This window comes from Winogradskyella sp. R77965 (genome assembly GCF_044594915.1).
Lineage (GTDB): Bacteria > Bacteroidota > Bacteroidia > Flavobacteriales > Flavobacteriaceae > Winogradskyella.
This window is the reverse complement of record NZ_CP138990.1, coordinates 2,213,363-2,232,968: the sequence shown is the minus strand read 5'-3', so window position 1 is coordinate 2,232,968 and position 19,606 is coordinate 2,213,363. Positions and strand designations below refer to the sequence as shown.

Below are 19,606 nucleotides of genomic sequence, written 5' to 3'. Positions count from 1 at the left end.
GCCGACGTCTTTTTTTAAAATTGTATTTTGAAATTAAATCTTGTTCTTTTTCTGATTTTCTCTCATTTTATCGAGGTTTTCCTTGGTAAGCATATAATCCTTAACGTCTTTTCCTTTCCAACGATAATATGAAAATAGAGGAAAAACCACTAAAAATAAACCTAGAACACCGAAACCAATGAGTTTTTGAGCATATTCAACATCCAAAAGAAATCCGCAAATAATGCTTGCTATTGAAGCCAAGAAAGCAATAAGAGTTATGATGTGTATAAGTTTCATTAGGATGTAAAATTAATTAATTCGCGTCGATAGGCCGTTAATAATTTTGATTTTGAAACAAAACCATAATATTTATTATCCTTTATTACAGGTAAATTCCAAATACCGCTCTTTTTAAATTTATCCATAATCACATTCATTGAATCTTTTTCATAGGTAATAATATCTCTACTTCCACGCATTAAACTAGAAGCGTCTACTTTATCGTAAAGATCTGAATCGAACATTATATGTCTAATGTCATCCAAACGAATAACTCCAAGAAATCTATTCTCATTATCAACTACAGGAAAATGATTTCTAGATGATTTTGCGACAGCATTTTTTAGTATATCACGAAGTTTCATTTCAGGTTTTAATATAATAAAGTCGGTCTCAATAATTTTGTCAATGTTCATTAACATTAGCACGTTTTTATCTTTATCATGTGTCATTAATTCTCCACGTTGGGCAAGTTTTAATGTGTAAATAGAATGTGAGATGTAATATTTTGTGATAGAGAACGATATTGCAGAAACCAGCATTAATGGAACAAAAAGTTCATAGCCACCAGTAATTTCAGCTATTAAGAAGATTGCAGTTAAAGGGGCGTGCAAAACACCAGCCATTAAACCTGTCATGCCTATAAGTGTGAAATTAGATTCGGAAACACTAAAATCTAATCCGATATTATTTATAATTTTGGCAAATGCGTTGCCCAAAACACTTCCCATAACAAGGGTAGGTATAAAAACACCACCAACTCCACCTGCGCCAAATGTAGTTGTCATAGCTATAGCTTTAAAAACTGCAATACCTAGAAGTAAGCCAATTACAATCCAAATGTTTGATAAATCAAAATTAAAAGGGGTTTTCCCAATGGCAGCTACATGGTCACCTTTTAGTAGGTTATTCATAATGCCATAACCTTCACCATATAATGCAGGAATAATGTAAAGTATCGTGCCTATCGCTAATCCACCAATTAATAAGCGTTTTGCACGACTTTGAAATTGTTTAAAAAAGTTTGTGATCGCGAAAAAAACTTTAGAAAAATATACAGAGGCGAGTCCCGTTATGAGCGCTAAAATAATGTAAAAGCCGATATCGTTTATTTGAAATTTATCTAATAATTCGAAGCGAAGTAAGACATCTGTTCCAAGGAAAAAATAAGAAGTTACAACAGCAGAGACCGACGCCAATAGCAGAGGTATTAATGAGGTAAAAGCAATATCTAAACTAAATATTTCTACAGCGAAAATGATTGCGGCAATAGGAGCTTTAAACATAGATGCCATGGCACCTGCTGCCGCACATCCAATTAACAGCATACGCGTTTTTTGGTTCATGTGAAAAAAACGTGCAGCATTAGAACCTAAGGCAGAACCAATACTCACAGCTGGTCCTTGTAACCCAACAGATCCACCAAAGCCTGCTGTTAAAGGTGCTGTAATTAGACCTGCATATATGTTGTATTTAGGGATAATACCGCCTAATTTAGAAATGGCGTAAAGTGTAGTTGAAATCCCATGACCAATATGTTTTTTTAACCAAGTTTGTTTTATAATATAAACAAGGATTAATCCAATTATAGGAAAGATAAAGTATAATGAATTCTTATAATCTTTAAAAAAATCTAATTCAAGAAGAAGACGAATATAGTGCGTTAAGTTTTTAAGTAATACTGTTCCGATTCCTGCTAAAAAACCAACCAATATACTTAGTATGTATATAAATTGACGCTCAGAAATATGTTTGTATCTCCAAATTAAAAACTTACGAAATAGATTTTTAGATTTTAGAGACATTGTATAAAATTAATAAAAAAATCCTGCCAAAAGCAGGATTTAATTTTTATGATTTTAAGTTCAATTTTAAATTTAATTCTGCAAGTTGTTCATCGTCTATTGGTGCAGGTGCATCAATCATAACGTCTCGTCCTGAGTTATTTTTTGGGAACGCAATAAAATCTCTAATAGTTTCTTGCCCTCCTAAAATAGCAACCAACCTATCCAAGCCAAACGCCAAACCTCCATGTGGTGGAGCTCCATATTCAAAAGCATCCATTAAAAATCCAAATTGTGCTCTGGCTTCTTCTTCAGAAAAACCTAAGTGCTTCAACATAATAGCTTGTGTAGCTTTATCATGAATACGTATAGAGCCTCCTCCAATTTCATTACCATTCAATACCAAATCATAAGCATTTGCTTTAACTTCTCCTGGTTTGGTATCTAACAACTCTATTTGTCCAGGTTTTGGTGACGTAAATGGATGATGCATGGCATGATAATGACCGGTTTCTTCATCCAATTCTAATAATGGAAAATCAATAACCCAAAGTGGAGCAAATACTTTAGGATCTCTTAAGCCTAAACGTTCCGCTAATTCCATACGCAAGGCACTTAATTGGGCCCTTACTTTATTAGTTTCTCCTGAAAGTACGCAAATTAAGTCACCAGGTTTTGCTCCAGTAACTTCTGCCCATTTTGCTAAATCCTCTTGGTCGTAAAACTTATCTACCGAAGATTTAAAACTACCATCATCATTACATCTTGAATAAACCATTCCTAAAGCTCCGACTTGTGGACGCTTTACCCAGTCGATGAGTTTATCAATTTCTTTTCTCGTATAACTATTTCCTTCAGGTACAGCGATACCAACAACTAATTCTGCCGAATTAAAGACATTAAAATCTTTATGCTGCGCTACTTCATTGAGTTCACCGAATTCCATACCAAAACGAATGTCTGGTTTATCGTTTCCGTATAAACGCATCGCATCATCATATAGCATTCTTGGGAATTTTTCTACTTCGACACCATTCACTTCTTTTAATAAATGACGTGTTAAGCCTTCAAAAGCATTTAAAATATCTTCTTGCTCCACAAATGCCATTTCGCAATCTATTTGTGTAAATTCTGGTTGTCTATCTGCACGTAAATCTTCGTCTCTGAAACATTTTACAATCTGAAAATATTTATCCATACCACCAACCATAAGCAGTTGCTTAAAGGTTTGAGGTGATTGTGGAAGCGCATAAAACTCACCTTCATTCATACGAGAAGGCACTACAAAATCGCGTGCACCTTCTGGTGTAGACTTAATTAAATAAGGTGTTTCAACTTCAATAAAACCTTCGTTAGATAAATAATTTCTGACTGCTTGAGTCACTTTTGCTCTAAAGATTAGATTTTCTTTTACTGGATTACGGCGAATATCTATGTAACGATATTTCATACGTAAATCGTCTCCGCCATCTGTTTTATCTTCAATGGTAAAAGGTGGGACTAAAGACGCGTTTAATACATTTAATTCTGATACTAATACTTCAATATCTCCTGTTGGGATATTAGGATTCTTAGAAGCACGTTCAATAACAGTTCCTTTTACTTGAATTACAAATTCACGCCCTAATTTTGACGCCTTTTCCATGATGTCTTTTGCAGTTCGCTCTTCATCAAAGTACAATTGCGTGATACCATAACGATCTCGTAAATCGATATATATCATAAATCCTTTATCTCTTACTCCTTGAACCCAACCAGAAAGTGTAACTTCTGTATTAACGTGTGTAGCTCTTAGTTCACCACAATTATGACTTCTATACATATTAGAATTTTAATCGTGCAAATTTAAGGAAGTTAAATGATTATAAAAATGAAAAGCCTCAACAATTGCTGAGGCTTCTTTTGCTTTTAATAAAATTTCACTAATTCTCTAAAATAAGGATTTTATATCAAAAGCTATTGTCTTATGGTTTTATATAAATTAATCTGTTTTATTATCCATATTGTATACTGCCTGAGGAATTAACTCTTCTGATTTAATAGGCTCTGAAGAACCAAACTTTCGCTTTAAATACATTTTGAATGTAGTTGCTAAATAGAATAAAACAGGAACGACTATTAGTGTTAAAAATGTAGCTATAAATAAGCCATAAATAACGGTCCAAGCTAATGGTCCCCAAAATATTACATTGTCTCCACCAAAGTAGATATTAGCATCAAACTCACTAAATAAAGTAAAGAAGTTAATATTTAATCCGATCGCTAAAGGAATTAATCCAAGTATTGTTGTAATTGCTGTTAAGAGTACAGGTCTTAAACGTGCTTTACCCGCTTTGATAATTTGAGCAAGTAATTCATCTTTTGGTAAATATTCAGACGTGTCTAAATCAAGTTCATTTTTCTTTCTATCAATTAATAATTGCGCATAATCGAGTAGTACTACGCCATTATTTACAACGATACCAGCAAGGGATATTATGCCCATCATGGTCATTAAAATCACAAACGAATCTCCTGTAATTACAATGCCTCCAAATACACCGATTAAACTCAAGAAAATGGCAATCATAATAATTGCTGGTTTTGAAACCGAGTTAAATTGGAAAATTAATATGAAGAAAATTAGACCTAATCCAGTAAAGAAAGCTCCCATTAAAAAAGCCATTTCCTTGTTCTGTTCTTCAATCTGACCTGTGTAATCTATTTTCACATCTGAAGGTAAGTCATTAAAATTTTTCATTTCATTTTGAATCTGACTTACCACAGCACCTGCATCAGTATAACCTGGTGCAAGCGCAGAATAAACCGTTACAACACGTTTTGTATCTTTATGTTTAATAGCACTAAAACCAGAATTGTTATTCTGCTTAGCAACTGTAGATACTGGTATTTCTTTAATCTTACCAGAGGCTTGGTCTCTAAATACCATATTTTGATTGAAGAGCGCACTCTTATTGTAGCGTAAATCTTCATTGAAACGCACATAAATATCATAGTCATCACCATCTTCTTTGTAGATACCAGCTTTAGCACCAAATAGAGAGTTACGTAACTGTTGACCAACTTGTCCTGTGCTTACTCCGAGCTCACCTGCCTTTTCTCTATCAACAAGCACTTGCATGCCTGGTTTATCTTTGTTAACATCAATTTTAAGCTCGTCTATTGCAGAGATGTTTTTAGAATTAATAAACTCACGCATACGTTCTGCTACGTCGATTAATTCATTATAGTCATCACCTTCAATTTCTATGTTTACAGGTGCACCTGCTGGTGGACCGTTGGCATCTTTTTCTACTGAGATTAATACACCAGGATATATGCCTGTTAAGGCTTCTTGTACTTTTTTACGTAAGTCTTCACTATCTTTTCCCTTACGGAATTTATACTCACGCATTGAAGCGGTAATTTTTCCTTTATGAGGCATTTCTGCGGCAGAACCACCATCAGTTTGAGGATTACCTGCTCCTTCACCAACTTGAGATACAGAACTTTCTACTAAGAAATTTTGGCCGTCTACTATATATTCATCAGAATTAAGAATATCATAAACTTTGGCTTCAATCTCATTGGTTATTTTATTAGTTTTTTCAATATCAGTTCCTTCAGGATATTCTATATAGACTATAATTTGATTAGGCTTATTATCTGGAAAAAATTCAATTTTTGTTCGTTGACTTGCTACAGAAGCTCCGAAACTTCCAAAGGCTAAAAAGAAAAGGATAAGACTTCCAAAGGCAATGAGTTGAGGTTTCCAACCTTTAAGAGAATTTGTAAGTACACGTTCATAAAAGTTTTCGAAACGTACTAGTGTTTTTGTTTGGAATCGGTTCGCAGCTTTTCTGAGAATTAAGCGATATATCCAAAGTAATATTGCAGTTACAATCATCAATGTACCCAGACCTCTGTAAGAACCTCCAAATAACATAATGAGTAAACCTATGCCTCCTAAAATTAATGATATGGCAATAATATTTTTTAATGGCATGTCTTTATCTTCTGTTGTCATAAACTGTGATACTAAAACAGAGTTAAAGAAAATAGCCACTAATAACGATGAACCTAATACAACCGAAAGTGTGATTGGGAAATAAATCATAAACTGACCCATTAAACCTGGCCATAGACCCAAAGGAATAAAAGCAGCAACTGTTGTGGCTGTTGAGATAATTATAGGAAAAGCAATTTCTCCAATACCTTTTTTTGCAGCTTCAATGCGCGAAAGACCCTCTTGTTCCATAAGACGATAAACATTTTCAACAACCACGATACCATTATCGACGAGCATACCAAGTCCCATAATTAACCCGAAAAGTATCATAGTATTCATGGTATAACCCAGAGCACTTAATATCATTAAAGACATAAACATAGACATCGGTATAGCAAAACCTACAAAAAGTGCATTTTTAAAACCTAAAAAGAACATTAAAACGGTTACTACTAGTATAATACCGAAAATGATATTATTCACTAAGTCATCAACTTGACCAATAGTTTTTGAAGATTGATCATTAGTAGTCGTCACTCTTAAATTTGTTGGCAAAACATTAGCCTTTGCGTCTGCTACAATTTTTTCAATTTTCTCAGCAGCGGCAACCATGTTTTTACCAGAACGTTTTTTAACATCTAACATTACAACCGCATCACTCTTACCAGTTTCAGGAATATATTCGCGAGCATAGGTCGTCTTATCCTTTGGTCTAAAGGTTACAGTAGCTATATCTTTTAAATAAATAGGATTATCATTTTCTGATTTAACTACAAAGTTTTCTAAGTCTTCAGGGTTGTCAATTTCACCTATGATTCTTATAGTTCTTCTTTGACCACTTGTTATAAGATTACCAGCAGACATAGTCATGTTACCATTACTAATAGCTCCTGTAATATCTTGAAAGTTAACTTTAGATGCCATCATCTTATAAACATCTACGGCGACTTCAACCTCTTTTTCTTGAGCACCTCTAATATCTACCTTTTTAATTTCAGGTAAATCTTCGATTTCGTCTTCAAGATATTCGCCAAATTCTTTTAATCGTTCTACGGTGTAATCACCAGAGATATTAATATTTAGAATTGGCATCTCCTCAGAAAGACTCAACTCAAAAACGTTGGGTTCTACTTTTGCTCCATTAAATGTTGGCCAATCTTCACTAGAGGTTTCAGAGTCAATTTCGTCTTTAACTTTTTGTTTTGCTGCATCAACAGAAACATCCTCATCAAACTCTACAATAACCATAGAGTAATCTTCTTGAGATGTAGAAGTAATCTCAACAACATTACTTACATTTTTGAGCTTATCCTCTAATGGATCAGTAATCAGTTTTTCTATATCTTCAGCTGTATTCCCTGGAAATAATGAGCTGATATAGATTTTAGTTTCTCTTATTTCAGGAAAATTCTCTCTAGGCATACTAAAGTAGGCAGAAACACCTAAGTATAGAATTAATGTAATAGCCACATACATAGTGGTCTTATTATTTATTGCCCAAGATGATAAGCCAAATTCTTTATCGACTTTCTTTTTATTTTTTTTCTTTTTGCTGGTCATTAGTGGTTTGTTTTTAGTCGTTAGAATTTTTATTACTAATGATTTTTACTTCTTGTCCGTCTTTAACACTTCGAGCTCCTTCTTTAATAATTTCCGCATTATCATCTATACCAGATAAGATTTCAATTTTATCGCCTTGTGTTTTACCAGTATTAATAAACAGTTGTTTCGCAGTAGCTTTATCATCTTTTTTGTCTGCAAGTACATAAACATACTGTTGGCCTTCAGCATTTTCAGAAATAATACTTTGAGGTATTAGAATTGCTTTTTCATTTATGTAATCATTGATTTTTAAACGTGCTGTAAGATTTGGTTTAATCGATCTGTCCTTATTAGGTACTGCTATTTCTACATCAAAAGTTCGGTTAGCAGGATTGATAAAATTACCTGTTTGTCTAACTTCAGATTCAAGAGTTTTACCTAAAACAGGGAACATTACTTCAACTTTTTTACCTTTAGTAATACTTGTAATATAACTCTCAGGTACATCTGTTTTAATATACATATCACCAAGGTTTACCAATCGCATGAGTTGCGTTTGTCCTGGTGCAGCGACGTTGCCTTGTTCTGTAATAACATCATCTATTACTCCAGAGAATGGTGCTCGTACACTATTCTTGCCTAATTGCTGATTTATTTGTGCTATACTTTTTTGTAAGCCTTCATATTGCGATTTAGTTTGTAAATATTGAATTTCACTTCCTATTTTTTGATCCCAAAGTCGTTTTTGACGTTCAAATGTAGTTTTAGCTAAATCCGCCTGAATTTCTAATTGTGCCTTTTGCTGGCTCAATCCACCATCATCTATTGTAGCTAGTAGTTGTCCTTTTGTTACGTTTTGACCCTCTTTTACATATATACGTGTTATAATACCACCAACTTCTGGTGTTACAACTATATTTTTCTTAGTCTCTACACTACCTTGTAATTCTAGGTAATGTTTAAACACTTCAGTTTTCGCCGTAAATGCTGTGATTAAAGGTACATTTCGGTCTGGACTAATACTTTGTAGCTTTTCGTCGAGTTGTTTGATTTGAACAACGAGTGCTTGTTGCTCATTTACTAATTCATCTTTCTTTTTTTGAATAGCCTCTGTATTATCAGAAGCTATTAATTCTTCTATGGATTGTGCTTTTTCTCCTGAACAAGCGACCAATACTGATATTACAAGGATTAAACTATATATTTTTTTCATGACGATAATTTTAAAAGTTGGTTATTTTATTGGTAATGGTTTCTAACTCTGCTTTGTTATTTATAACATCTAGCATAGCTTGTAACAATTCTTGTTGTGCAGAATATAATTGTGTTTGTGCTTGTCTTAACTCAAAACTAGAGGCGATACCTTCGAAGAATTTTGTTTGGTTTTTAGATTCTATTCGCTCTGCAAGAGCAAGGTTATCTCTTTTGTTTTGATAATTTTTAATAGCAAATTGATAGTTGCTTTTAGCATTTGCAATTTGTAGTTTTAGTTGTTGTTCAATCTCTGTAAGATTGCTTTCAGCCTTTTCTAGATTAATTTTTGCACGTTGCGTGCGTGCACCTTTTAATCCAGATCCAAATATTGGGATATCTAAATTGAGACCAAATGATGCAATACCAACCCAAGGATTATTGAAGTCTAAAAAATTAAAGGATTCTCTATTGGCTAAATAGGCACCAGAAAAGAAAGCATTTAGCGTTGGTAAGGCTCTACTTTGTTCTAATTTAACTAAAAGCTCATTTGAGATTTTATCATTTTCTGCAATTTTATAGTCAATAGTTTCTTGTATAGAATTTTCAGAATTTAATAAGTCTAGCTTAATATTATTAAGCGCTAAATCTTCTAGATTTTGAGATAACTCACTAGGATTGTCAATGTCTAAACCTAAAGTAATATTAAACATTTTATAGGCTAGATCTTTTAATCGTTGTGTGTTGGCTAAATTGTTTTTAACACTAGACAGCGTGATTTGAAGTTGCTCTACGCTTTCTTCTTCTTCAAGTCCGTTTTCGTATATTTTTGTGGTCTCGTTTAGATTTTTCTCTAAAACCTTAATGTTACTTTCTAAGATTTTTATGCTTTCTTCAGATAGAAGAACATTTCCATAAGCATTAATTACTGCTTTTCTAATTTCTAAATCCGTTTTCTCCTTGGCATTTTCAGAAATCTCTAAAAATACTTTAGCCGATTGCAAGCCAACAATATAAGAGCCGTCAAATACTTTTTGGGTTAATGTTGCACCAGCTGTAACAGATTGCGGTGCACCAAAATCTATAAAACCATCTTCACCAAAATCTACAGGTTGGTCAAACTGTTGCTTTATAAAATTTTGATATTGAACACTTCCATTTATTTGAGGTAAACCAGAAGCGATGGTTTCCCATTTTTGCTTTTTTGCAGCATCAATATCGCGAGCCGCATTTTTAGCTGTTCTATTATTTTCTAAAGCGTAATCTATAGCTTCTTGTAAAGTGAAACTAGTTGGTGCATCTTGAGAAAACCCAAAACTAAAACACATTAGAAAAATGAAAATTGATAGGTTTTTCATTCTATATTATGATTGATTTTTTGTTATAAATTGATTTAATATTTTTATTCCTTCATCTTTACAAATACCTCTTAAATGGTATTCTAAGTAGTTGTCTAATAACATGTTCATAGAAAAGATTTTTAAAGGGAATAAGTCCGTGTCCTTTATTGCAAGCATAGAGTTAAAGTATATACGTGTTATAAACTCTGTATTTATTGTATCTCGATAAAGCCCTTGCTTAATACCACGACTCAAGTTTTCATGCACGCACTCATGCATAACTTCAAATTGCTTTTGCTTAAGCGTTGCAAATATTTTTGGGTAGTATTTTTTAAGCTGATACTGAGGAGAAGACTTTTCATCTTTAAGATGTTCCATTACAAAACGCTTAATGTCATATAGCTCTGCAATTGGATTTTTGTCAAGTGCACAAATGCAATCAATGCCATGAGATATTATCTCAAATAAATGCATTGTAGTAACTTCTACAAGTTTTGTTTTATTAGGAAAATGAACATAGATGGTCTTCTTAGAAATGCCAAGTTCTTTGGCAATGTCATCCATTGTCACACTCTTAAATCCAAGGTTTAAAAACAGTTCAGTTGATTTATGTATAATTTGTTCTCTCATAGTTGAAGTGCAAATATACGTTTGGAAACTTTAAAAACAAAAAAAGTTTCCAAAGTTTTAATATTTATTTAACACGGATAACATTAGTTTAAAATATGTATAATGCATTATTTTTGTGCTATGCAAAACATTGAAGTCTATCAGAAATCTTTTATAAAATATCTAAAAGATTTTGCAGTTGATAAAGAGCCCATTAATCTTTATGAACCTATAAATTATATTTTGAAACTTGGTGGTAAACGTCTGAGACCAGTTTTAACTTTAATGAGTGCTGAGGTTTTTGGTGAGGAGGCAGAAAGGGCTATGAATGCTGCGCTTTCTGTTGAAGTGTTTCATAATTTTTCTTTAATTCATGATGATATAATGGATGATGCACCATTACGAAGAGGACAACAAACGGTGCATGAAAAATGGGATTTAAACACAGGAATTCTATCAGGTGACGCTATGTTGATTTTGGCTTATCAGCTATTTGAAAACTATGAGCCAAATACGTTTCAGGCATTAGCAAAGCTTTTTAGTAAAACAGCTTTAGAAGTCTGTGAAGGACAACAATATGATATTGATTTTGAAACCAGAAACGATGTTACCATACCAGAGTACCTCAAAATGATTGAATACAAAACAGCCGTTTTGGTTGGTGCTGCCATGAAAATGGGGGCTATAGTAGCTAAAGCCTCTAAAGACGATCAAAAAGCGATTTACGATTTTGGTCGTTATTTAGGTATAGCGTTTCAGTTACAAGATGATTATCTAGATGCGTTTGGAAATCCCGAAACCTTCGGAAAACAGGTTGGTGGTGATATTCTTGAAAACAAAAAAACGTATCTCTATCTTAAAACTATAGAGCTTGGTTCTAACCAAGAAAAGGACAGTCTCTTAGAAAAAATGTCTAACGATTCAATTTCTAATGATGATAAAGTAGCATCTGTAAAAGTGCTCTTCAATAATTCTGGTGCATCAGAAGCGACTCAAAATGCAGTAAAAGATTATACGGAAAAGGCATTTTCTGTTTTAGAAACTTTAAATATTTCTGAGGATAAAAAGCAGCTTTTGAGATTATTTGGTGAGCAATTAATGAATAGACGTGTGTAATGGCATTGCCTTCTAATTTTGAGGATTTAATTGCAGAAGCAAATTCATATAATCTTTACAGAAAATTAATTATTCAGTTAAATAAAGATTTATTATTCGCAAATATTGACTTAGAACTAGACGAAGAAACGCTACCTACAAGTTTAAAATTAGTACTGCAAGAAACCGTTTTTCATCTTATTCAGAATAAATTTTCAGACTATCTTAATTTACTTTATCAAGTAGATGTTTCAGAAATAAAGATTCGTTCTCTTGATGGTGAAGACCTAGTAAAGTTATCAGAAGATGTTACCTTTTTAATTCTACAACGCGAATGGCAAAAGGTTTGGTATAAAGCTAAATTTAAATAAAAATAGAGGTGTAAGCACTTTTCTACACCTTTATTCTTAACAAACACTAATCAAATTTTTAAGGAAAAATATACGATAGATTGATATAAAAATTACGCCCTTGTCTTGGTATATTATTCCAATCTGCATAAGTAGAATACTTAGCATCTAAAATATTTTCTATGCCGTATTTTAAAATGGTTCTTCCTTTTTCGCCATAAAATGCATTACCTAAATTGAGATTTAAAACAGCATAAGAAGCGGTTTCATTTTCGCCATAAAAACTGCTGTAGTTACTTTGATTGCCGTTACCATCAAGTTGTAAGGCTATATTGAATTTGGGTTTGTTATAATTTAATTCTGCGAAGTATGAAAAAGGTCTAATTAATGGTAAGTTTTCGCCATTACTTCCTTTTCCATAGTTATAACTTACAGTTCCGTTTACATAGAAACTATCAGAAATGTTATAAGTACTATTTACATACACATCAAAAATAGAAGCATTATCTAAGGCAGTATACACACGGACTCCGTTTGCTCCAATGGTCATAGAACTTACATTTTGGGCAATATCTCCAATAATGTAATCCATGATATAGAAATAAGAAGATTCTAAACCAATTTTGAACTTATCATAAGTTTTTGAAATACTAAAATTTGTTTCAAGCGCTTTTTCATTCTTTAAATTAGGGTTTCCTATATAGTCATAGTTATCAAAACTATTGAATAAGAAGAATCCATAACCTTCACTCACGGAAGGTGCACGTTCGCCATAACCTAAACCAAAAGCAATATTAGAATGTTCCTTTTTTATAGTATAAGAAGATGCTAAACTTATTAAAAATCGGTTTTGTTGGTCGTCAATATCTGGATGAAATATCTGAAGACTTTCTACACCAACTTCTTTTGCTATTCTGTTGGAATGATAACCCAATCTCACAGATGACGATAATGATTTACCGTCAGCAAAATGCCAATTATCCTTTACAAATAAACCAGAATATAAGGTTCTAATATCTGGCCATGTGTACATAAACATATCCGGTTCGTTCGGGTTGTTAGAAAACATGGTCATTTCAGCTAAAGATTTGTTATAAAATCCATTAAGATTAAATTTAAAATGATGTTTTCCTTTTAAAACATCGGCTTTGCTGTAAAAACCAAAGGTGTCACTCCAGCCAGGCATGTCCATTCGGATTGGGACATCTGGACGTTTACTATCATCCATAATATGCGTTATGGTATTGAAATACAATTTGGTTTCAAGAGCTTTTAAAGCTTTATCTTCTGGCTTGTAATAATGGGTTAATGATGTTATTAATGCTTCAGCCAAAGAGACATCCATTGGTAATGCAGGATAGCCAACATCTGTGGCTCTATCATAAATAATATTCGCATCTATATTATGAGTTTTTGAAAATTTATAACCAGATTGTAAAGAGATATTATACTTCTGAAATTGAGAATACAAAACTTCTAAATTGTTGCCAGCATCATAGTTTTCTGATGTTCTAAAAATACCATCTGCGCTAATAAAGAATTTCTTTCCAGCATATTCTAAATCTAAACCAGTAGCAAAAAAGTTGCCGTTAGTTTCATACCCTAAATCTGCACTAGTTTTTAGACCAGATTCATTAAATTTTGAAGTGGGTAGTTGCAAATCGATACCTCCACCTACACAATGGCCATTTTCTGTACCTTCTTGTCCAGAGCCTACAGTTACTTTTTCTAGATTTGATACATCTACATAAGAGGTGATTGGGTCCATTTTATCTGTACAGGCACCAAAAATTTGCATACCATCTATAGTCACTACCAAGCGGTCACTAACCATATTATTTATAGTAGGTTCCCAAGCGTAGTTACCACGTTTTATCATGGTGACATTATTGGCCTTCTCTAAATAGTCATCTATACTAGATAAGGTTTTCTCTTGTCTATAACTACTTAATTTGCGTCGTGTTTTAATAACGACTTCCTCTAGTTTTGTAGTATCTTTTTTTTGCTCTATTTTCTTTTCTTGACTAAAGCCTAGTGTTGAAAAGAGTATACAAAGCATTAATGTGATTAGCTTCTGCATAGCTAAATATTGAGTTTAAATCGCAAACAACTGTCATTTCGAGCGTAGTCGAGAAATCTATAGATTCAGCGTAGCTAAATCTTTCATATTCAGCATAGTTAGATGTAATACATCTCGACTACGCTCGATGTGACAGACGATTAAATTTTTATTAAAATTCTAACTCTAGATATAAACTACTAGCATCATTTTCTTCAGTAACATCTTCACCTTTTAAGACATCGTCAGTAGTGTTCATTAGTTTAAGGTTCAGTTTCCAGTAGCCTGTCATGGTCAATGATAAATCGCCGTAGTAGAAATTATCAGCACTATTAAAAGTAAGGTCCGTGTTGTTTGGTGAACCGTGATTTCCCATGCCTGGCATTCGAGGATCTAAAGCAATTGTGTAATCTTCAACTACAGGAAATGTCATCATATTTTCCATTTTAAATAGACCAACTTTCATGTCATTAATAGCAATACTAGGGTCTTTAGGTTCAATTAATGCCAAAATATATCGGGTTTCATCACTAGCCATAAAGCTTGCTACGTTTTGATTTTCGTATTGCATAACATTTATTGTATCTGTGACTGAATACTCTAAACCATCAATGGTATATTCAATAGTTAAAGACCATCCAGAACTGTCCATATTAGTCATTTGATAAATGATAAAGCCTGTGTAAACCGTGTCTTTTCCATCCGCTTTTGTAATTGCTGATTTAGGACAGGAATGTTGCATTGTAGGCATTTGCATCATTGGCATCCATGATAAACTTGCATCTTCGAAATAGGTGTCGGTAGCATTATCTTTTAGACGAATACTGATGTCGTTGTAGCCAGTTTCAAACATACCTTTTTCATTAAAAAGTTCTATGGTTTGGTCTCCGTTTACAATTTCTTTTATTAGTAATAAACCTTCGACTTCGTTTACGGGATTAGTATTGTCATCATCGTCTGTAGAGCATGAGAATACGAGTGCTAAAAGCACTAATATAAATTTAAGTTTCATTTCTTTCTTGTTTGTTTAATATTTGGATATAATTTCCCTTTCTATGAGTGTTTTATACACATAGTAAAGTGGGTTGTGCAGAAAGCACTCAAAAAAGAATTAACTTAAATTTGGTGGTGGTGTATCTATATCGTAAAACCTAGATAAAGGTTGAAATAGTCTTAAATCACTATTGAAATGACCAGATTGAAAGTTGATATTTGAAAGGTCTGTATTAAGATTAATTTCAGAAATCACAAAGACATCTAAGCGCGTTTTATTACTCTTAGGTGCTGGTGTATCAGAATTACCATCTGTATTATTTTGAACAAGTTCTTTGCGTAATTGACATTTACCATTACAGCCTTTTTGCGCTTCTTTTTGAATACAGAGTGTTTTAGCAATGAAATCTTGATTAATGAGAAAATCGGTTACAATTACAACGTTGTTCATATTATTTGCTAATAATATGAACGTCAGAAATAGAGCCGCAATTTTATGAATAACCTTAATTATCATAGTGCTAATTTCGGACTATTTTGTCTTAAATTACCTGACAAAAGTCATTTTAATTTTTGTAATTAAAAATCTTTTTTCTTCGACTTAAATATAATTCTTAAAACAGGTAATCCTACCCAAATGGTTAAGGCTAAAAATGAAACAATTAAGCCAAAACTAGTGCCAAAGAATTGTTTAAAAACTGCACCTGTATAGCCTAAAAGGGCTGAGATATCTAACTTCAATAAAATGAGTGTTCTTGATAAATCAATAGGATTGAGCATGGTGCCAATTAGAGATACTTTATCTAGTGGGTAATCTTCAAATAAGATAAGAGACATTAAAAATAAACCATCATATATTATGGCTAAGAATAACCACATAAGTATAGCGTAACCGAATCCTTTAATTTTATTTTCATTAGAAAGAGCGATGTTAAAAGCTAAAGCACTAAAGATGAAGGTTAAAAAGATACCTACAACTAGTAATAATGAGAAGTCCCAAATAGCATTAGATTTAAATAAGCCATAGGCAATAAATGGCAATCCTAAACCGAGTATTAAACTCATGGAAAGTGATATAGCTACGCCTAAATACTGACCTAAAAAAATAGAAGATCGCTTTAAAGGTTGTGCTAATAATAATTCTGTAAATTCTTTAGAATTATAGTAGTACATCACACCAAAAATGGTTCCAATTAAAGGAACTAAAACGATAATCACATTCATAAGTGTAATTACAGCCTTAGATAAATCGTTATTAAGAAATAAAAGTACAATTCCTAATAAAAGATAAAAAGCAAAATACACATAACTCCAGCTACTGCGCATTAAATCAAAAAAACTGTATTTTAATATTTTAAGCATGGTTTTCGGTTAAAATGTTAGCAATAGCATGCTCAAAATCTTGTTGTTTGGTCTTTGTTTTTAATTGGGCAATACTGCCTTTAAAGTAAATTTTTCCTTCGAGAATAAACACAATATTATCTGCAACTTCTTCTACAAAACTCATAATATGAGATGTGATTAAGATGGTTTTTCCTTTGACTTTCTCTGCTTCAATTAGTCCTTTAAGCCTTATTAATGAAATAGGATCTAAGCCTGTTGTTGGCTCATCTAATATGATAATAGGACTATTAAACATAAAGGTTAAAACAATATTGACTTTTTGTTTAGTTCCACCAGACAGTGTTCCAAGTTTTTTATTAAGAAAGGGTTCTAGTTTAAACTTTTCAATTAGATTTTGATCTTCATCTGTAGCACCTCTCAAATCCTTAATCATCTTAATGAGTTCATTCACTTTTAGATTGCTTGGGAAATTAGCAATCTGAGGTAGGTAATCTATTTTATGGCGATAATCTGAATTGGTCTTCACATCAGAATCAAAGACTTTTACATTCCCACTATCTGGAATTACCATGCCAAGTATGGTTTTTATAATCGTGGTTTTTCCAGAGCCATTTGGACCAAGTACTGCGAAAATACCACCTTCTTTAATAGATAGGTTGATACCATTAAGGACCTTGTTTTTACCAAATTTTTTATATAAATCGGTTATTTCTACCATGTAACTTTAGTCATTAGAGGTTGGTTGTCAATAAGGTTTTCAGGTGTAAAAACAGGCGAAACCTTTTCTGAAAAATCAATAATATCTATAAAAAGACTTCGTAGTAATACGATGCTTTCTGGTGTGCGATTCACCAAATACGAAAAGAGTTTTACAGGTCGATAAGGAATATCACCAATACCGTTTTTGTCTAAGTCGTAGCCTGTGTAATTACTCCAGTAATTGTTTTCAAACTTGTTACTATTTAGATTTCCAGAGTAGGATAAATCAAAGGAGTTATACAAAAAGTTATTTTTTGAATAGATATTATCGTAACACGCTCCGATAACCTTTACTGCATAGCCATTATTTTTAAAGGTATTTTCTGTAAATGTGATACGATTAGTACCATCTGCATTAATACCTATAGTGTTATCTTCAAAAATATTATGTTTTAATTCGGCATCACTTATTTCTTTTAGAAGAATTCCATATGAGGCTGTTCCCCAATTTTTCTTAAAGATATTGTTAAACATTTTTATCTTTTTTGAAAACATCACAGCAACACCTGCACCATTAGCTTCAAACATATTGTTCTCATATGTGTTTTCATTTGAGAACATAAAGTGCAAGCCATAACGCATATTTTCGGTAGAATAATTGTCTGAAATATAACTATTACTTCCAAATTCTAAATAGATACCATCGCGCATTCTTCTAACATCATTATTTGTAATTTTTACGTTTTCACAATGCCATAAGTGTATCGCATTACCAGAATCTGCTTCTGCTTTTCCTTCGCCAGAAATGGTGTTATTATGAATTTTACCATCCTTTGATTTCTGAATTAAAAAGCCAAAAAATGCACTTTCTACAGTTATATTTTCTATAACAAAGTCGTAAGATTTAAAAAGTAATATGGCAGCATATTCTTTGGTGTAACTAATCTTGATATTTTTAATAGTTAGATTTTTGATAACGATATCAGTTGCTTCTACTGAAAAGCCATAACCATTATTTTGTGTATCTATTATAGTGCCTTCTTCACCAGTAATATTAAGCGATTTTTTGTAGATAATGATGTTAGATTCATTGTAAAGACCAGCTTTAATGAATATACTATCACCATTTTTAGAACTATCTACAGCAGTTTGAATAGATTTAAAATCACAACCTGCTTCACAAACTGTATATGTTTGAGCTGTTGTGAAGCAGATTGAAATTAAAATGAGAAGAATACTTAACTGTATTTTCATACTTTAGATTTAGTTCAATTTTTTAAAAATACCTTCCCAGTCAAAGTATTCAGCTTTAGGATTGTTAATTTTTGTTTTGGCTTGTTCTAAAGATGCAAAACCTGTGAGGTTTGCTCCCATAGGACTTGTAATTTCCTCGCTAATAACGTAACCACCTGCTTTTGCATTTACCATTACACCAGGATTTTTATAGTTAGCAATTAAGAGGTTACTTTTTTCTACAAGTTCTTGCTTATCACCTAAAAATCTTATCATGCACTCAATGGCATCAAACTTATATTGTTTGCCTTTATCAGTAACCATTTGTGATGCATGCGTTTTTGTGACAATAGTCATTTGGCAAAAATGACACATATCTGTTCCATAATTTATGGGTTGAGGTGTTTTACTACAGCCAAACATTACAAAGAGAACTAAGAAAAAGACAATTCGTTTCATGCTTTTAAAGATTTTACTTTTTTATTTCCAATCCAATACGCAACGAAAGTCAAGAACATACCAAAACCCATCATGTAAGCGCCTTTATGTGGATAAGAATGTGCCACAAAATTTAGAATATTCTTTGTGCCAAATAAAGGTGGTTTGTAGCTTAACGGATTACCGTTTGCATCTGTCATTTTCATAATAGCTTTAGGATCCAGGTTGGTTCCATAATCTACCATCCACGCATTAAAATCGTACATACCCAAGATACCTAAAATTATCATAAGGATCAACCAGCCTAGAAACCACTTTGGTGAAATAAATTTAAATAACCCTATTAAACCGATTATAATTCCTAGAGCAGCCATGCCGCCTATTACTTTTGGAAAAGTACTAAACTCCCACATTTCATCTGCTTTAGGTAATTTACGCATACCAATGTAATGGTTAAGACCATCAATATTTTGGAGATCATGTTTTTCTTTACCTTGAAGTCCATCGAGATGAATGTTCATTCCTATACCATTAGGATACTGAGGCGCTTCAAGCTCTATACTCCACAGTGGAAAAATAAATAATCCAAGTAACAGAGCAGAGCCTATTATCATTATTATACTTGCGGATTTCATCTGTTTATATTTATTAATTTTTAGTTGTCATCTGTGACATCTAGC

General features: G+C 32.6%; 17 protein-coding genes. 2 read left to right on the top strand and 15 right to left on the bottom strand.

The genetic code is table 11. The features are described from left to right. Nucleotides 1-33: 33 nt before the first annotated feature. The 7 genes from SJY34_RS09915 to SJY34_RS09885 all read right to left on the bottom strand — a co-directional run bounded on the left by SJY34_RS09915 (nucleotide 34) and on the right by SJY34_RS09885 (nucleotide 10,736). Complete coding sequence (locus SJY34_RS09915) at nucleotides 34-279, bottom strand: hypothetical protein (RefSeq protein WP_400075214.1); 246 nt, start codon at nucleotides 277-279, stop codon at nucleotides 34-36. Beyond that, a complete protein-coding gene (locus SJY34_RS09910; RefSeq protein ID WP_400075211.1) occupies nucleotides 279-2,066 on the bottom strand; it encodes a chloride channel protein in 1,788 nt (595 codons plus the stop codon). Before SJY34_RS09910 ends, SJY34_RS09915 begins: the two co-directional genes overlap by 1 nt. A gap of 46 nt (nucleotides 2,067-2,112) precedes the next feature. Next, on the bottom strand, nucleotides 2,113-3,867 hold the full coding sequence (gene aspS / locus SJY34_RS09905) for an aspartate--tRNA ligase (RefSeq protein WP_400075209.1): 1,755 nt from the start codon (nucleotides 3,865-3,867) through the stop codon (nucleotides 2,113-2,115). Nucleotides 3,868-4,026: 159 nt separating this feature from the next. Next, the gene (locus tag SJY34_RS09900; protein ID WP_400075207.1) at nucleotides 4,027-7,593 is read right to left on the bottom strand and encodes an efflux RND transporter permease subunit; all 3,567 of its coding nucleotides are present in this window, start codon (nucleotides 7,591-7,593) and stop codon (nucleotides 4,027-4,029) included. Nucleotides 7,594-7,606: 13 nt separating this feature from the next. Beyond that, entirely contained in the window at nucleotides 7,607-8,788 is a 1,182-nt protein-coding gene (locus SJY34_RS09895) for an efflux RND transporter periplasmic adaptor subunit (RefSeq protein WP_400075205.1), read from the bottom strand. Nucleotides 8,789-8,798: 10 nt separating this feature from the next. Beyond that, the gene (locus tag SJY34_RS09890; protein ID WP_400075204.1) at nucleotides 8,799-10,124 is read right to left on the bottom strand and encodes a TolC family protein; all 1,326 of its coding nucleotides are present in this window, start codon (nucleotides 10,122-10,124) and stop codon (nucleotides 8,799-8,801) included. 6 nt (nucleotides 10,125-10,130) lie between these two features. Continuing rightward, nucleotides 10,131-10,736, bottom strand: a complete 606-nt coding sequence (locus SJY34_RS09885) for a TetR/AcrR family transcriptional regulator (protein ID WP_400075202.1) — start codon at nucleotides 10,734-10,736, stop codon at nucleotides 10,131-10,133. Between the two features lie 120 nt (nucleotides 10,737-10,856). On the opposite strand from SJY34_RS09885, the gene SJY34_RS09880 reads away from it, so the two are divergent. Together SJY34_RS09880 and SJY34_RS09875 are read left to right on the top strand one after the other, a co-directional pair. Further along, on the top strand, nucleotides 10,857-11,831 hold the full coding sequence (locus SJY34_RS09880) for a polyprenyl synthetase family protein (protein WP_400081365.1): 975 nt from the start codon (nucleotides 10,857-10,859) through the stop codon (nucleotides 11,829-11,831). Continuing rightward, nucleotides 11,831-12,181 carry a hypothetical protein gene (locus SJY34_RS09875; protein ID WP_400075200.1) on the top strand — a complete coding sequence of 117 codons (351 nt, stop codon included), beginning with the start codon at nucleotides 11,831-11,833 and terminating at the stop codon, nucleotides 12,179-12,181. The genes SJY34_RS09880 and SJY34_RS09875 overlap by 1 nt, the downstream gene beginning before the upstream one ends. 58 nt (nucleotides 12,182-12,239) lie before the next feature. Here SJY34_RS09875 and SJY34_RS09870 read toward each other — a convergent pair whose 3' ends face one another. The 8 genes from SJY34_RS09870 to SJY34_RS09835 all read right to left on the bottom strand — a co-directional run bounded on the left by SJY34_RS09870 (nucleotide 12,240) and on the right by SJY34_RS09835 (nucleotide 19,561). Beyond that, nucleotides 12,240-14,240: a TonB-dependent receptor plug domain-containing protein gene (locus SJY34_RS09870; protein ID WP_400075198.1), complete on the bottom strand. Its 2,001-nt coding sequence runs from the start codon at nucleotides 14,238-14,240 to the stop codon at nucleotides 12,240-12,242. A gap of 151 nt (nucleotides 14,241-14,391) precedes the next feature. Continuing rightward, on the bottom strand, nucleotides 14,392-15,231 hold the full coding sequence (locus SJY34_RS09865; protein ID WP_400075196.1) for a hypothetical protein: 840 nt from the start codon (nucleotides 15,229-15,231) through the stop codon (nucleotides 14,392-14,394). Between the two features lie 99 nt (nucleotides 15,232-15,330). After that, a complete protein-coding gene (locus tag SJY34_RS09860) occupies nucleotides 15,331-15,663 on the bottom strand; it encodes a hypothetical protein (protein WP_400075194.1) in 333 nt (110 codons plus the stop codon). 128 nt (nucleotides 15,664-15,791) lie between these two features. Beyond that, on the bottom strand, nucleotides 15,792-16,574 hold the full coding sequence (locus tag SJY34_RS09855; RefSeq protein ID WP_400075192.1) for an ABC transporter permease: 783 nt from the start codon (nucleotides 16,572-16,574) through the stop codon (nucleotides 15,792-15,794). Further along, nucleotides 16,567-17,274 (bottom strand): ABC transporter ATP-binding protein, encoded by a 708-nt coding sequence (locus tag SJY34_RS09850; RefSeq protein ID WP_400075190.1) that lies wholly within the window; start codon nucleotides 17,272-17,274, stop codon nucleotides 16,567-16,569. Before SJY34_RS09850 ends, SJY34_RS09855 begins: the two co-directional genes overlap by 8 nt. Beyond that, nucleotides 17,268-18,509, bottom strand: coding sequence for a nitrous oxide reductase family maturation protein NosD (locus SJY34_RS09845; protein WP_400075188.1), 1,242 nt, complete (start codon nucleotides 18,507-18,509; stop codon nucleotides 17,268-17,270). Before SJY34_RS09845 ends, SJY34_RS09850 begins: the two co-directional genes overlap by 7 nt. Before the next feature lie 9 nt (nucleotides 18,510-18,518). Further along, complete coding sequence (locus SJY34_RS09840) at nucleotides 18,519-18,947, bottom strand: nitrous oxide reductase accessory protein NosL (RefSeq protein ID WP_400075186.1); 429 nt, start codon at nucleotides 18,945-18,947, stop codon at nucleotides 18,519-18,521. Next, a complete protein-coding gene (locus SJY34_RS09835) occupies nucleotides 18,944-19,561 on the bottom strand; it encodes a hypothetical protein (protein WP_400075184.1) in 618 nt (205 codons plus the stop codon). The genes SJY34_RS09840 and SJY34_RS09835 overlap by 4 nt, the downstream gene beginning before the upstream one ends. Between the last annotated feature and the right edge of the window lie 45 nt (nucleotides 19,562-19,606).

Coding starts and splice junctions, on each gene's coding strand:
- SJY34_RS09850 (WP_400075190.1), bottom strand. CDS start 17,274: ATGGTAGAAATAACCGATTTATATAAAAAATTTGGTAAAAACAAGGTC.
- SJY34_RS09840 (WP_400075186.1), bottom strand. CDS start 18,947: ATGAAACGAATTGTCTTTTTCTTAGTTCTCTTTGTAATGTTTGGCTGT.
- aspS (WP_400075209.1), bottom strand. CDS start 3,867: ATGTATAGAAGTCATAATTGTGGTGAACTAAGAGCTACACACGTTAAT.
- SJY34_RS09910 (WP_400075211.1), bottom strand. CDS start 2,066: ATGTCTCTAAAATCTAAAAATCTATTTCGTAAGTTTTTAATTTGGAGA.
- SJY34_RS09915 (WP_400075214.1), bottom strand. CDS start 279: ATGAAACTTATACACATCATAACTCTTATTGCTTTCTTGGCTTCAATA.
- SJY34_RS09855 (WP_400075192.1), bottom strand. CDS start 16,574: ATGCTTAAAATATTAAAATACAGTTTTTTTGATTTAATGCGCAGTAGC.
- SJY34_RS09860 (WP_400075194.1), bottom strand. CDS start 15,663: ATGAACAACGTTGTAATTGTAACCGATTTTCTCATTAATCAAGATTTC.
- SJY34_RS09875 (WP_400075200.1), top strand. CDS start 11,831: ATGGCATTGCCTTCTAATTTTGAGGATTTAATTGCAGAAGCAAATTCA.
- SJY34_RS09890 (WP_400075204.1), bottom strand. CDS start 10,124: ATGAAAAACCTATCAATTTTCATTTTTCTAATGTGTTTTAGTTTTGGG.
- SJY34_RS09865 (WP_400075196.1), bottom strand. CDS start 15,231: ATGAAACTTAAATTTATATTAGTGCTTTTAGCACTCGTATTCTCATGC.
- SJY34_RS09870 (WP_400075198.1), bottom strand. CDS start 14,240: ATGCAGAAGCTAATCACATTAATGCTTTGTATACTCTTTTCAACACTA.
- SJY34_RS09845 (WP_400075188.1), bottom strand. CDS start 18,509: ATGAAAATACAGTTAAGTATTCTTCTCATTTTAATTTCAATCTGCTTC.
- SJY34_RS09835 (WP_400075184.1), bottom strand. CDS start 19,561: ATGAAATCCGCAAGTATAATAATGATAATAGGCTCTGCTCTGTTACTT.
- SJY34_RS09900 (WP_400075207.1), bottom strand. CDS start 7,593: ATGACCAGCAAAAAGAAAAAAAATAAAAAGAAAGTCGATAAAGAATTT.
- SJY34_RS09885 (WP_400075202.1), bottom strand. CDS start 10,736: ATGAGAGAACAAATTATACATAAATCAACTGAACTGTTTTTAAACCTT.
- SJY34_RS09895 (WP_400075205.1), bottom strand. CDS start 8,788: ATGAAAAAAATATATAGTTTAATCCTTGTAATATCAGTATTGGTCGCT.
- SJY34_RS09880 (WP_400081365.1), top strand. CDS start 10,857: ATGCAAAACATTGAAGTCTATCAGAAATCTTTTATAAAATATCTAAAA.